Source organism: Lysobacter sp. Root76, assembly GCF_001428685.1.
Classification (GTDB): Bacteria; Pseudomonadota; Gammaproteobacteria; order Xanthomonadales; family Xanthomonadaceae; genus Lysobacter.
Genome location: NZ_LMIK01000005.1, coordinates 534040 through 548175 on the forward strand (window position 1 = coordinate 534040; position 14136 = coordinate 548175).

General features: G+C 68.7%; 10 protein-coding genes. All 10 read right to left on the reverse strand.

Annotation, left to right across the window (positions count from 1 at the left end; translation table 11 throughout):
* Window positions 1-5: 5 nt before the first annotated feature.
* Window positions 6-1067, reverse strand: a complete 1062-nt coding sequence (locus ASE10_RS09700) for an EpsG family protein (protein WP_055907980.1) — start codon at window positions 1065-1067, stop codon at window positions 6-8.
* Window positions 1064-1936, reverse strand: coding sequence for a glycosyltransferase family 2 protein (locus ASE10_RS09705; RefSeq protein ID WP_162250472.1), 873 nt, complete (start codon window positions 1934-1936; stop codon window positions 1064-1066). Before ASE10_RS09705 ends, ASE10_RS09700 begins: the two co-directional genes overlap by 4 nt.
* Window positions 1906-3063, reverse strand: a complete 1158-nt coding sequence (locus ASE10_RS09710; RefSeq protein ID WP_055907985.1) for a polysaccharide pyruvyl transferase family protein — start codon at window positions 3061-3063, stop codon at window positions 1906-1908. The genes ASE10_RS09705 and ASE10_RS09710 overlap by 31 nt, the downstream gene beginning before the upstream one ends.
* Window positions 3060-4355 carry a polysaccharide biosynthesis C-terminal domain-containing protein gene (locus ASE10_RS09715; RefSeq protein WP_055907987.1) on the reverse strand — a complete coding sequence of 432 codons (1296 nt, stop codon included), beginning with the start codon at window positions 4353-4355 and terminating at the stop codon, window positions 3060-3062. The genes ASE10_RS09710 and ASE10_RS09715 overlap by 4 nt, the downstream gene beginning before the upstream one ends.
* A 5-nt stretch (window positions 4356-4360) precedes the next feature.
* On the reverse strand, window positions 4361-5521 hold the full coding sequence (locus ASE10_RS09720; protein ID WP_055907989.1) for a glycosyltransferase family 4 protein: 1161 nt from the start codon (window positions 5519-5521) through the stop codon (window positions 4361-4363).
* Window positions 5522-5794: 273 nt separating this feature from the next.
* Window positions 5795-6994: a right-handed parallel beta-helix repeat-containing protein gene (locus tag ASE10_RS09725; RefSeq protein WP_056304761.1), complete on the reverse strand. Its 1200-nt coding sequence runs from the start codon at window positions 6992-6994 to the stop codon at window positions 5795-5797.
* A gap of 288 nt (window positions 6995-7282) precedes the next feature.
* A complete protein-coding gene (locus ASE10_RS09730) occupies window positions 7283-8380 on the reverse strand; it encodes a right-handed parallel beta-helix repeat-containing protein (RefSeq protein WP_162255269.1) in 1098 nt (365 codons plus the stop codon).
* On the reverse strand, window positions 8361-9797 hold the full coding sequence (locus tag ASE10_RS09735; protein ID WP_055907997.1) for an asparagine synthase-related protein: 1437 nt from the start codon (window positions 9795-9797) through the stop codon (window positions 8361-8363). The genes ASE10_RS09730 and ASE10_RS09735 overlap by 20 nt, the downstream gene beginning before the upstream one ends.
* Before the next feature lie 2 nt (window positions 9798-9799).
* Window positions 9800-12061: a polysaccharide biosynthesis tyrosine autokinase gene (locus ASE10_RS09740; protein WP_056304764.1), complete on the reverse strand. Its 2262-nt coding sequence runs from the start codon at window positions 12059-12061 to the stop codon at window positions 9800-9802.
* Window positions 12062-12161: 100 nt separating this feature from the next.
* On the reverse strand, window positions 12162-13946 hold the full coding sequence (locus tag ASE10_RS09745; protein ID WP_055908003.1) for a UDP-N-acetylglucosamine 2-epimerase: 1785 nt from the start codon (window positions 13944-13946) through the stop codon (window positions 12162-12164).
* Window positions 13947-14136: the final 190 nt, after the last annotated feature.

The following is a 14136-nucleotide window of genomic DNA, read 5'->3' on the forward strand; positions in this document are numbered from 1 at the left end:
GGCCCTCAGATCACGATCTCGTGGGTCACGTAGTAATAGAACACCGCGCAGGACGCGATCAGTCCGAACCGGAGCAGCAGCGGGTGGCGCAGCAGGGGCAGGCGGCTGTGGAACAGCATCGCGGCCAGGATCAGGGACAGCGACAACCATGCCGGCAGCAGGTAGCGGTTGGAGAAATAGCCCCAGCCGATGGCGAAGAACGGCAGCATCATGACCAAGTAGATGCCGGTGCTGTCCTTGATCTTCTTGCGCACGTCCGCGCGCACCAGCGGCGACAGCAAATGCGGCACCAGGTACCAGAATATCGAGAACACTGCGAAATCGATGCGCACGCCGGAGCGGTAGTAGCTGTTGGCGGTATAGGACATCACCAGCTCGTACAGCGCCGGCACCGCGGCCCTCACCAGCATCAGCGAGGCCCCGCTGACGTAGAGCGCGAACGCGGCCACGGCGACCAGGCGCTGGGTCCGCGTGCTCAGCAACAGCAAGGGTGCGAACAGCAGATACAGCAGCGAGGACAGGTGCAGGCTGCTGGCGGCGGCGCCGTAGAGCAGGAAGTGCAGCCACTTGCGGTCGTGGAACGACAGCAGGGCGGTGAACACCAGCAGCGCGGCCAGGCCCTGGCGCACCGCGTTGATGGTGGCGTTGACGAACATGGGCGAAACGAACAGCAGCATGACCGCGACGCCGAGGAAGGTCAGGTAGCCGCGGCGATCGCCCAGATAGGCGAAGTAGCGATGGCTGGATATCACCACCGTGACCAGCATCAGGGCGAACAGCGCGGCCTGGTAGCCGGTGATGCCCACATCGAGCTTCCACAGCAGGTAACTGAGGTAGACGAAGCCCGGTTCCAGGCGCGTTTCCATGCTGCCCTGGCCCAGCGCCTCGAAGAAGCCGGCATAGGTGTGGGTATCGGTGCCGATATCGGGAGCGCGCGTGCCGACCAGCCAGCAACCGAACGCCGCCACCATCGCCAGCAGCAGCACGCTCAGCACCGTTCTGGCGGCGACGTCGGTCGTGCGTTGCGGGCGCTCGCTGGCGACCAGGAGGTCCGGCACGGCGTTCATGTCCGCAGCTCGGGTTGGTTCGCGCGCCGCCACGCCAGCCGCAGGCGCTGGCGGCCGCGGCGCAGGTAGCCCAGCGCACGCGCGAAGCAGTGTTCGGGCAGGCTCACCAGGCCCTGGCGCAGCAGTTCGCGCCGGACCTCGCGGCCGGCCGCGTGCATGGCGCGCAGGTCTTCGCTGAGGCCGCCGGCGCCGAAGGTCGGTTTGTGCCAGAACGCCAGGGTGCGGTCGAGCTTGACGCAGCGGTAGCCGGAAAACGCGATCTGGGCCCAGAGCAAGAAGTCCTCGACGCGACGGAAACGTTCGTCGAAACGGAACGGCAAGTCGCGGCGCAAGATCACCGACGCGGTCGGGAACGGGTTGTTGAGCAGCAGACGGCGCCGGCCGATAACGGTCGCGCGCGCGCGCTCCACGGGCGGCGGCGCGGGCGCGTGGCGGTCGCGGACCTGCATGCGATGCGCGATCAGGGCGATGCCCGGATCCTGGCGCAATACCCGCATCTGCAGCTCGATCTTGCTGCGCGCCCAGGTGTCGTCCGAATCCAGGAACGCGACATACTCCTGGCTGGCGTGCGCCCAGCCGGCATTGCGGGCGCGCGACGGCCCTCCGTTCTCGGGCAGGGCGAGCACCTGCAGCCAGCCTTCGGGATAGCGCGCCGCCAAAGCATGCAGCCGCTCCAGCGTGCCGTCGCCGCTGCAATCGTCGACCAGGACGACTTCGGCCACCGCCAGGCTTTGCGCGGCGACCGAGGCCACGGCCTCGGCGATGGTGTCCGCGCAGCGGTAGCAGGGAACGATCACGCTGATCGGCGCGATCTCGCGCGGGGCTGGGCGGTTCACGTTCATGGTGTCGAGGGCGCAGTCGTCGACCATGGTGCGCATTGGAATATACGCAGCGCTTGCTGCGCGTATAAGTTCGGTGAAACGACGGGCTCGATACCGGTTTCGTTCAGCATCGTCGACAGCGCACGTGCGCATGCGGCGTAGTCATGTTCGTCCGCGGTGAGACGCAGCGCCGACGGCAGGCCGATGTCGTCGGCGAAATCGCGGCACTTGGGATGGTAGTCCACGATCGTGAACGGGACGCCGCACAGATAGGCGACGATCGCCCCGTGCAGGCGCGCGCTGATGAAGGCGTCGCAGTCGGCGATCGCGTCGACCATGGCGAGCGGATCGCCGCCTGCGTACAGCTGCGCGGTGGCGACCACGCCGCGGTCGTGCAATTGCGACTGCATGCGCAGGGCCAGTTCCGCATCGCCGTGGCGCGGATGTCCGTTGAGACTGAACACCTTCACCGCCAGCGCGCGTTCGCTCGCGCACTGCGCGAGCGCCTCGATCGCCGCGTCCTGCCAGGCCTGCGGCGCGGGCGCGGGGTGGTCGGGGCGGACGTGGAAATGGCAGGGTGCGACGCCGATCACCGGCGCGCTGCGATCGCCGCGGCGCGCCGCGACCGGCACCAGATGCGCCAGCAAGCCGGCCAGATCGCGGCCGTCGTGGACGATGCGCTCAAGGCCCATCTCCAGCGCCAGCGCATGCGAGCGGCGGTCGCGCACCGCCAGGTAGGCGAAGCTGCGCACATACTCGGCGACGGTGGCCTGTTCGGCGCGGTTCGCGAACGGTCCGATCGAGACGCCGACCGCCGCGAGCTGCGCGCGCCCGCGCCGTTGCGCCGCCAGCATCAGCGGCTTGCGGAACGACTCGCGCGCGTTGATCACCGAGCCGCCGCCCATGACCAACAGATCGCAGGCGCGCAGCCCGTTGGCGAATCCCAGCAGGCGGCTGAGCTTGCCGGCGGGACCGCCGGCACCGTACAGCGCCGACGGCAGCGGCCGCGGCCAGGTGCTGCGTGCGTGCGCGCCGAGCAGGGGCGGGCCGATCAGGACCGGCTCGGCGCTCCAGAACCGGCGCGTCGCGGCCGCGCACAGCAGGCCGAACAGGTCGTCGCCGAAGTTGCGCATGCCGTAGTAGCCGCTCAGGGCGACGCTCAGTGGCCGGCTCATGCGATCACCGCCTTGGCCATCACGCGGCGCGCGCCCAACCACATCGAAAGCAGGAGCAGGCTTTCTGCGATCACCGTGGCCCAGGCGGCGCCGAGTTCGCCGTAATGCGGTACGGCCGCGGCGTTCAAGGCCACCGCGGCCGCGGTGGCGGCCAGCATGGCGAGCACGCGATAACGCATGTGCTGTGCGGTGAGCAATACCGACCCGACCGAGGTGGACAGGAAGCGGATCGGGGTGCAGAGCGCCAGGACCATCAGCACCGCGGCGACCTCGGCGTAGGCGGAACCGAACAAGGCGGGCACCAGCCAGGGCGCCAGCGCCGCCAGCGTCAGGCCGATCGCGGCGCCGGCCGCGGCCATGCAGCGGTTGCCCAAGCGATAGACGCGCCAGAACTTCGGCTGGTCGTGCGCGGCCCAGCGGTGCAGGCGCGAGAGCAGGAACTTCTGATAGATCGTGGCCGGCAACAGATAGACCGCGGTCATGATTGCCAGCGCGACGCCGTAGTGCCCGGCCTGGGCGTCGCTGCCCAGGTACTTCAGCAAGACCGTGCTGATCTGGAAGAAGATCGGATACAGCACCGCCGCCAGACCGTAGGCCCAGGCCTGGGCGCTGAGTTGGGCGACGCTGGGAATGTCCAGCGCGGACGCGGCCTCGGGGCGGGGCCCGTGACCCTTGAGCTCGATCCGGCCCCGCCACATCGCCCACAACTGCGGCGCCGCCAACATGGCCACCAGCGCCGCGACCAGGCCATAGCCCAGCGCCACGGCCGTGGCCGACACCGAGACCGCGGCGAACGCCAGCATCGCCACCAGCAGGCGCCCGCCCGGCATCAGCAGTTGCCAGGCTGCGAGCGCGCCGTGGCGTTCTTCCAGGCGCAGCTTGCTGCCGACCAGGTCGACGGCCAGCAGCCCCACCACCACCGGCAGCAGCGCCCACAGGGCAGTGCGCGTGGCGGCATCGATACCCGGGGCAAACCAGGCCCAGGCGGCGAGCAGCAACCAGGCCAGCATCGTGCTCAGCAGCGAGAAGCGCAGCGCCGGCCGCAGCCAGCGCTCGGCGGACCAGCCTTCGCTGCCGTAGGCCTTGAGCCGGAACTGCGACAGGCCGAAGCCGGCCAGCGGCGCCAGCATGCTGACCGTCGCCAGCGAAGAGGCGAACAGGCCGTAGTCGCTAGGACCCAGGCGGCGCGCCAGCAAGGTCTGGGACAGGAAGATCATGCCGGCCGCGGCCAGCGTGGCCAGCCACAGCACGGTGATCGCGGCCGCGGCGGAGCGCCAGGAGTGCGGCAGCATGCGACTCACCGCGGCTCGGCCACGGCCTCCTGGGGGACGCGCCCCAGGAGTTCGTCGTATACCTCGAAGGTCTTGCTGATCACGCTGCGTTCGTCGAAGTCGCGGACCGCGCGCGTGCGCGCGTTCTCGCCCAATCGCCGCAGCAGCGCGCGATCGTCGTCCAGCCGCGCCAGCAGCGCGGCCAGCGAGGCGGCGTCGCGCGGCCGCACCCGCAGGCCGTCCTGGCCGTGCTCGCTGACGATCTCGCGGCAGCCGGGCATGTCGGTGGTGATCAGGGCCAGGCCGCAGGCCGCGCCCTCGAGCAGGCAGCGCGGCACGCCTTCGCGGTAGTAGCTGGGCAGGGTCATCACGTCGACGGAGTTGAGCAGCGCCGGCATGTCCTCGACGTGGCCCAGCCAGCGCAGCACGCCTTCGCGGTGCCAGGCCTCCACTTCCTCCTGCGCCACCGAGCTGGGGTTGCCGGCATCCGGCGTGCCGGCCAGCAGGAATTCGATGTTGCGTCCGCTTTCGCGCAGCAGTCGCGCGGCGGCGACGAATTCGTGCACGCCCTTCTCGCGCACCAGGCGCGCCGCCAGCAGCACCCGCAAGGGCCTGGGGACATCGTCGCGCGCCGGCTGGAAACGTTCGGTGTCCACGCCGGAGCCCAGGATCAGGCGAATGCGGTCCTCCGGCACCAGGCCGGCTTCGGCCATGGTTTGCGCGTCGTCGGGATTCTGCAGGATCACCCGCGAATGGCCCCTGCCCAATACGCCGCGCATCAATCCGCCGACCACCGGACGCAGCAGGCGCGCCTTGACGCGGTCGCTGGCGTAGACGAAGCCCATGCCGGCCACCGCGTGCACAATCGCCGGCACCCGCGCCGCGCGCGCGGCGATGCCGCCGTAGATGGCGCATTTGACGGTGAAGTTATGCAGCAGGTCGGGCTGTTCGGCACGCAGCAGGGCGAACAGGCGCTGCAGGGTCCACAGTTCGCGCAGGGGATTCAGGCTGACCCGGTCCATCGGCAAGGTCAGCCAGCGCAGCCCGTGCTGCCGGAAGCGCTCGCCGAACTCGCCCGGCGGCGAGAGCATCACCACCTCGGCGCCGCGCTGCTGGAGCTGCAGCGCCATCGGAAGACGAAAGTTGTAGAGGTACCAGTCCGTGTTGGCAAAGAAAACGATACGCATAGAAAATCGCGGTCGTGCATCGCGCAGGAACGAAGAGGCGATGCGGGCGACCGAATCGGATCAACGGAGGTGGTTCGATTGTAGCCACACCCGCTGGCGCGGATTTTTACGACATGCTCACGTTTCCGGGCCGCAGGTGAACGAGTGCGAGACGGCGCGCAACGATGGACGGCGATCGCGCCGTTTGTCGCATCGTTGGATGAATTGCGAACGTCGATACGCATTCATGGCGCGCAGCGCCGGCATTGTCGCCGGCTCTGCGCGCATGCGCGTTCATTTGGCGTACGAGTTTGTCGTCACGCGCAGGTCGATGCAGTCGGTGGTGGCCTGGATGTGGGCGCCGTTGCCGTTGTTGCCGCCGACCAGGCCGGTCATGGACACCAGCGGCAGGTCGGTGGTGTTTACCCCGTGCAAGCGGGTGTGATTGTTGCGGAATACATTGCCGCTGACCTGGTAGGACGTGGTCGCCGAGCGCAGCATCACGCCCATCAGATAGTTGTGCGCGATCCGGTTGAGCGCGATGTAGCCGCTGACGGGGGCGATGGTCAGGATCCCATAACCGCCGTTGTACTCGATCGTGCAGCGCTTGATGGTGATGCCCTTGACGCGCTTGTAGACCTGGATGCCGTTGCCCTGGTTGCCCGTGATCAAGCAGTTCTCGATGTGCACCGTGGTGGTGGTGCCCAGGTCGTTGGCGTCGGGCTCGACATCGATGCCGCAACCCGGCGCGATGCCGACGTTGTCGCTGAACTCCGAATCGTAGACCTTGATCTCGCTGGATCGGCCGATCGACAGGCCCTGGCGGCGGTTGCCGGTAGACGCCACATTGGCGATCACCACGCTCTGCGAGATTACCGTGGGCAGGCCGGTGACGATCGCGCCGCCGACCGAGATGCCGTCGCCCCAGCAGCGGGAAATGCGGATGTCGCGGATCGTGACGCGCGAAGACCCGCGCACCATGACGCCGTGGCCCCATTCACCGGTGGTGCCCAGGTGGTTGTCGCGGTCGCCGACGATCTGGCCGCCGGAAATCTCCACGTCGCTGACCTTGTAGGCCATGAGGACGTAGGCGCGGTCGGCGCTGTTGCGCTTGGCCAGCAGCTTGGCGCCGTCGGCCAGCTGCAGGTGCATATTGCTGCGTAGGCGCAGGTTGCGGGTCGGGTCGATGATGTAGTTACCGGCCGGAACGTAGACGGTGCCGCCGTCGGCGGGCAGCGCGTCGATCACGGCCTGGAACGCGGTGGTGTCGTCGTGGTCGCCGTCGCCGTACACGCCGTGGTCGAGCACGTTGAGGACCGCGGCGCCGCGCGCGCGCGTGGGCGGCGTGTAGGTGGCGTCGGACGTGCTTCCGATCGCGGCCAAGGCGCGCGGAAGGTAGGAGAAGGAGAGGATGCCGGGTACGGCGAGGAGCAAGGACTTGCGGAGAAAATCGCGGCGCGGCGTCGCTACGCCGCCGGAATGGGCTTCGTTCACTATGGTTCCCGGGATGACCCCTGTTCAGAGAATTGCGTTGCGATGCGCTGGTGCGTCATCACGTCACGATCATGTTCGTGACCGGCGCAATCTAGCGCAGGGTGCCTGAACCGGAATCGTGAATTTCGCTATCTGTGCGCGCGCGCAAACATTGAGAGGAAAATCGTTCAGGATGCCGCGCATTCAAGTTGATGACTATGGATAGGGACGGCGGAGCATACGGACGTTTGCGCGAAATCCGTTTGCGCGGAGCCCATTTGCGCGAAGCCCATTTGCATGGAATCGCACTCATTCGCTGTAGCGGTTGTCGTCGTCGATGCGGACCGCGCGCGCTTCCGCCGCCACCGACAGCTGGCGCGCGCGCAGGCCGTCCTTGCCGCCGCGCGCGCGCGCCGGCCCATTGGCGACGAACTCGTTCAGGCTCACCACCACGCCGTCGCTGCCCGGGCGCAGGCTGAGCCCGCCCAGGGCGTTGCGGCGGATACGGTTGTCGACGACGGTGCAGTCGCTGGCGCCTATGACCAGCACGCCGTGGCCGCGATTGGCCTCGATGGTGCAGCCGCGCAGGACGACGCCGGCGCTGCGTTTGTAGATCTGCACGCCGGCGCCCTGGTTGCCGTGGATGAAGCTGCCGCTGATCACCGCGTCGCGGGCGCTGTCGCCGGCGTCGGGCTCGATGTCGATGCCGCAGCCGGGCAGGGTGCCGCCGGTGTCGGCGAATTCGCAGTCGCGCACCCGCACCCGCCGCGAACGGCCGATGGTCAGGCCCTGGCGGCGGTTGCCGATGCAGCGCACGTTGGCGATCAGGACGTCGCTGCTGGGTGTGACGCGCCCGCCGGCGGCCTTGTCGCCGCCGATGGAAATGCCGTCGCCCCAGCAGCGCGAGATGTGCAGATCGCGCAGGGTCACCGAGGACGAGCCGCGCACCATCACGCCATGACCCCATTCGCCGGTGGCGCCCAGGTGGGTGTCGCGATCGCCGACGATGCGGCCGCCGGAGACCTCGACGTCGTCGACGCCGATCAGGCTGAGCACGTAGGCGCGCGCGGCCGGGTTCGGGATCGCCAGCAGGCGCGTGCCGGCGTCCATGGCCAGGTGCATGCGGCTGCGCAGGCGCAGGCTGCGTTGCGGATCGATGCGGTAGTCGCCGGCCGCCACCACCACCGTGCCGCCGCTCGCGGGCAGGGCGTCGATCGCCGACTGAAAGGCGGCGGTGTCGTCGTGGCGGCCGTCGCCGCGCGCGCCGTGAGCGCGCACGTCGACGCGCACGCTGTCGCGGGAGGGACCGGCGCCCGCCTGCGGCGCGATCGCGCCCAGCAGCGCGGTCAGGCCGGCGCGCAGCAGCGCCCGGCGTCGGCCGTCGTGCTCAGTTCCATGCCGGCGCATGGCGCGCTCGCGGCTGGGCGGCGGCGGTGTCGGCGGCATGCCGATCCAGCCAGGGCAGGACCACGGCCAGCAGGTAGAACTTGGAGGCGTAGTACTTGTTGTCGAGACGGCCGCGATTGCGGTCCAGCCAGGCCGTCGCGCCGGGCAGGAAATCGCGCGCGCGTTCGGCGTAGTCGCGCACCCGATCGTAGCGCTGGCGCGCCAGGCCGCGCAGGTCGAAGCGGAACGAACCCTTGCGCTCGACGTAGGGCAGCTGCGGGAATCGGGTCGCGATATGGCGCCGGATCAGCATCTTGTTGAGCTGGCTGGCCGGGTCGACCTTCTGATAGCCCGGCACTTCGTGGTGGATCCATTCGCGCAGTTCGCGGTCGCACAGCGGATAGGCGACCCCCAGGCCCAGCGCCTCGGACACGTACAGGCCCTTGGCGAAGGCGCCGGCGGAGCCCGCGATCGAGGTCGACATGTCGCGCCACTCCCAGGCGCTGGTGGCCGATCCGATCTCCCGCGCGAACACCTGCAGGCGTTCGCGCGACTGCCGCGAGACCTCGCGCCCGAACAGGGCGTCCACCTCCTCGTCGCTGAAGCGCGAGCCGGGAAACACCCGCTCCACCGGATTCATCTGCAGGGTGCTGAGCAGATAGCACAGGTGGAAACTGCGGGACACCAACGGCAGCTCGGACAGGGAGGGCGGCAGCCGCAACTCCCGCGCCAGACCGGACAGCAGCTGCTGGCGCGTGCTCATCGGGGTGCCGAAATAGCTGTCGGCGCCGAGGCCGTCGACGACGCCGTCGCCGCCCAGGGCCGCGATCTCGGTGCCCAGATCGGCGTAGGACAGCAACGCGAAGTCGGCCGTCAGCAGCGGCATGCGCGGAATCAGGTCCAGGTAACGGTCGTAGGCCCGGCCGGGGTCGCAGACCAGGGCGTGATGGCGCAGTCCCAGCGTGCGCGCGACCTGCGCGGCCGAAGCGACTTCGTCTTCCTCGCGGCCGCCTAGATAGGTGATGCACACGGTGTCCGGACGCGCCTGCGCGATCGCTATGGCCAGGGTGGTCGAGTCCTTGCCGCCGCTTTGCAGCAGCCAGGGCGCGCGCATGTCGGCGCAGCGCCGGCTCACGGCCTGGCACAGCAGGCGGTGGTACACGCCCACCCAGTCCTGCTCGACGCCCACCTGCTCCGGCATCTCGCCGGCATTGCGGAACTTGAAGCGGAAGTTCGGATCGGCGTGCATGTCTTCCTGCGGACAGAAGCCGAAGGTGACCAGGCGCACGCCCTCGTAGATCGAGTAGGGCGGATACACGAAGGCGTTGCGCAACAGGTCCGCCACCGACACCGGGTCCAGCCTCGCCGGCGCCGCGCCGTCCAGGGCCGAGAAGTCGGGCGTGCCGTAGTAGGGCGACATGGTGATCTGCATGCGCATGCTCACCGCCTCGCCGGCGCTTCGTGGAGGGCGCGGTAGTCGTAGTAGCTGTAGGCGTACTGGCCTGAACCGCGCTTCTCGACCGCGTTGAAGATCGCGCCGCGCACGTCGACGCCGTTCTGTTCCAGGCGCTGCTTGGCCAGCGCGATCTCGCGCTGCTGGTTGAGGCCCCAGCGCACCACCATCAGGCAGGTGCCGACGTGGTGGCCGATGACCGCGGCGTCGGTCACGGCCAGCACCGGTGGGGTATCGATCACCACCACGTCGAAGTCGCGCGCCATCTGCTTGAGCAGCTCGGCGAAACGCGGCCGCATCAGCAGTTCGGAAGGGTTGGGCGGCACCGCGCCGCGCGAAATGAACGACATGCGCTCGGTGCCCGGCACCTTGCGTACCGCGTCCTCGGGGGTGATCTGCCCGGAAATCAGCTCCGACAGGCCGCCCTCGGAGCGTACGCCCACGGCCTGGTGCAGGGTGCCGCGGCGCATGTCGGCGTCGATCAGCAACACGCTCTGGCCGGCTTGGGCCATGGTGACGGCGAGGTTGGCGCAGACGAAGGTCTTGCCGACGCCGGGGCTGGGCGCGGCGATCATCAGCACGTTGTTCTTCATCTCCATGCGGGCGAAATGCAGGCTGGTGCGCAGGGTGCGCAGCGCCTCCATCGCCAGGTCGGACGGCGATCGCAGCGCGAGCAGGCGCTGGCGGCCGTCGCGGCGCCTACGGCCGGGCTGGGTCGCGATCTGGCGGCCGCGCGCGCTGAACGGAATAGAGGCATACACCGGCAGGCCGAGCAGCTCGATGTCGATGGGGTCCTCGACGCCGCGCCGGAAGGTCTGGCGCAGCAGCACCAGCGCGACCATGAGCACGCTGCCCAGGGCGGTGCCGACGGCCAGGATCAGCATCGGCTTGGGCCAGGCCGGACTGTCCAGGTTGACGTCGGCTGGGTCGATGATGCGCGCGTTGCCGACCGCGCTGGCGCGCGCGATGTTGAGCTGTTGCTCCTGGTCGAGCAGATTGGCGTAGGTCTGGTTGATGACTTCGACGTCGCGGTTCAAGCGGAACAGGCCCTGCTGGGTGTCCGGCAACTGGCTGATCTGGCCCTGCAGGCGGCCTTTCTCGCCCTCGAAGCGGGCGATCTGCTGCGCCAGCGACGCGTACACGGGGTGCGACGGGGTGTAGCGGCTGCCGGCGTCGGCCAACTGCACCTGCAGCTGACGGATGTTGGTGTCCAGGGCGACGGTCTGGTTGAGCAGGGCCTGGTTCTGCATGCCGACATCGAGGGTGTGGGTGCGGGTCTGGAACGCGTTCAGCGCCGCCTGCGCGTTGGCCAGTTCGCGGCGCACGTTGGGCAGCTGCTTGCTCACGAACTGCAGGCGCTTGGCGGCCTCGGCGGAATTGCGCGCGACGTTCTGGCGCACATAGGCCTGGGTGATCTTGTCCAGCACTTCGCGCGCGCGGATCGGGTCTTCGTGGGCGTAGGTCAGGGCGATCACACCCGAACTGCGGCCTTGCTCGGCGACGGTGATGTCGTTCTTGAGCGCGCTGATCACCGCCACCGGATTGAACTTGCGCAACTCGAAACGGGTGCCGGGCTGGGCGACCAGGGTCTTGAGATCCAGGCTCACGCCCTGGCCGTTGCTGGCGGTCCTGCCGACCGTGCCTTCCAGCAGTTGCTGGCCGTCGGGCCCGAACAGGACATAGCGGCCGTGTTCGCCGGCCTGCAATCGCAAGGGCACATCCATCAGTGCGTCGGGCAGCTTCAGGTGGGCGACGTCGATGCGCTCGCCGCCCCAGCCGTACTGCTTCAGGTCCAGCCAGGGTGCGGCCAGTACGCCGGGATTGAAGCGCTGTTGCGCGCGCGCGATCAGATCGCCGATCACCGGCAGACGCATCGGCTTGGCGCTCACATCCAGATCCAGCTCGCTCATGGCCTCGCCCAGCACGCGGCGCGAGGTCAGCAACTGCGATTCGGTCGCGGCCGGCGCGTCGACCACCGGCGGCATGGGCGTGGCGCTGCTGGTGCTCAGGCCGGGCACGGTGGGCGGCCGGCTTTCGACCTGCACCACGGCGTTGGCTTCGTACTTCGGCGTCGCCAGCATGGCGTAGGCCGCGCTGAGCAGGAAGAACAGCAGGGTGCCGAACGCGATCGTCCATTTGTGATCGGCCAAGGTCGAGACCAGGTTGGGCAGGTCGATGTCGTCCTCGCGTGTCGCGACGGCGGGAATCGCCTGGATGGGCTCGGTTCGCGGTATCAGTTGCGTTGCCATGTCTGTTCACCCTTGAAAGTGGCGCGCCGGCATAGGCCCGGAGACGCAGGCGGCAGGCGCCGCATGCGTGCACGTCCGGGCGCGATGTCGGTATTGCGATTCATGAGACCCGTACCGTGTCGGCCTCAGGCGGGATTGGCGAACCCACGCCCCACGTCGGGGTCTGTGCGGTGTGGGCTGCGGAGCGCAGGCCCGCCAATGCGTCGGCGACGCGCGCGCACGCGTCGAAATCGTTGGCTGGATCGCCGGTCACCAGCACGCGTTCGGGAGGAACGCCGCGATCGACCAGCAGTTGCCCGGCATCGTCGTCGTTGGCCAGGTGCAGGGTCGCCAGCGCCAGCGCGATGCCGCGGGCGGAATCGTCCGCGCCGGCGAGTTCCGGCGCCGACTGGCCGGAATCCACGCATACCACGGGCACGTGGTGGTAATGCGCGGCCAGGGTCGCCAGCAACGAGGCCGAGGTATCGCCCGGCACCAGCACCATATCGGGCTGCACCTCGTCCATGACCCGCTGCAGGCCGTCCAGCGCGGACACGGCGAGCTCAGGGCCGTCGCGCACCGGCGCGGGCAGATCGATCGCGAGATCGGCGACCAGGCCGAACTCATCCAGTACCTGGGTGGTCGCGTCGACCGGATCGGGCGTGGTCACGCAGACGGTCGATTCGAAGCGCTCGTCGCGCGCGAGTTGCTGCGCGATGGGGCCGATCTGCGCCGAATCCGGCGGGTCGGCGAACACGCACAAGGCCTTGAGCGGCGGCGCCTGGTCCGGGGAGAACTCGTCGAGCGCCGGCAGCGACGCTTGCGCGGCTTCGGGCGTCGCGCCCGTCGCGGCGGCGGCGGCCGGCGAACGCTGCGGCAGCCGGCTCAGGATCGCGGTCAGGCCGAGCACGTAGGCGATCAGGCAGACGATGAAAACCGCGCCGCTGACCGGCTCGGGCGCCTTGCGCAGGCTGTAGCCCAACAGCATCAGCGCGCCGTACAGGCCCAGGATCGCGACCAGCACCGCGCGCGGCTTGAGGCCGGCGCCGATCAGCAGATGGTGCAGGTGGCGGCGGTCGGGACGGAACGGCGATCGGCCGGCGCGCATGCGGTGGAACATGACCGAGAGGGTGTCCATCACCGGCAGGGACACGCACCACATCACGTCCACCGGCGACAGCCGCGCGATGCGCGGATGGCTCACGTAGATCAGGCTCCAGGCCAGCACGAAGCCGATCAGGGTGCTGCCCGCATCGCCCATGAACACCTTGCGCCCGTCGGGCCAGCCCAGGTTGACCAACAGATAGGGAATGAGCGCGGCGAACATCACCTGCAGCAGGACCAGCACCCCCGGCACCGTCCAGTGCGTGCCGTTGAACAGCAGGATCGCGGCGATGCAGGCCATGGCCATGGTCGCGGCCAGGCCGTCGATGCCATCGAGCATGTTGAAGGCGTTGATCAGCCCGATCACTGCGACGATGGTGAACGGAATGCCGAATGGGCCGAGGCCGAAGGTATCGCCCGTCACCGCGAAGTCGCCCAGGTCGCGCACGTAGAAGCCGGACAAGCCGATCACCAGCAAGGTCGCTCCGGCTTCGATCACCAGGCGTGAGCGGACGCTCAGATCGTGCGCATCGTCGAGGGCGCCGGCGATCACGATCGCCGCCGAGCCGATCATCAGGCTGGTGACGAAACGGTCGAGGTAGCCCAGATAGCCCAGGCCGATCAGCGTGCCTAGGAAGAAGCAAAGCCCGCCTATCAGCGGAATATGGCCGCGATGGCGCTTGCGTGCATCGGGCTTGTCGACCAGGCCGAACCTGCGTGCCCAAGGCCGGATGGAGAAGATGGCAAACAAAGTGACAGCCAAGGCGATCGCGCTGGCGGCTACCAACTTGTGGTCGTTCATGCACACACCTCGGAGGGGAATGTCCCGGATGTTGCGTTCCGTGTGCGTGCGCACCTACAACAACCACCTGCACGAATTCGATATTTCCGTTCAGCGCGAGAGGCGCGAGCGATATCGGTTCGCAACGAAATCTATTCGGCGGAAGTTGATGATTTCATGAAGATCGCAGATTCATCGTCGTGAAACTGCA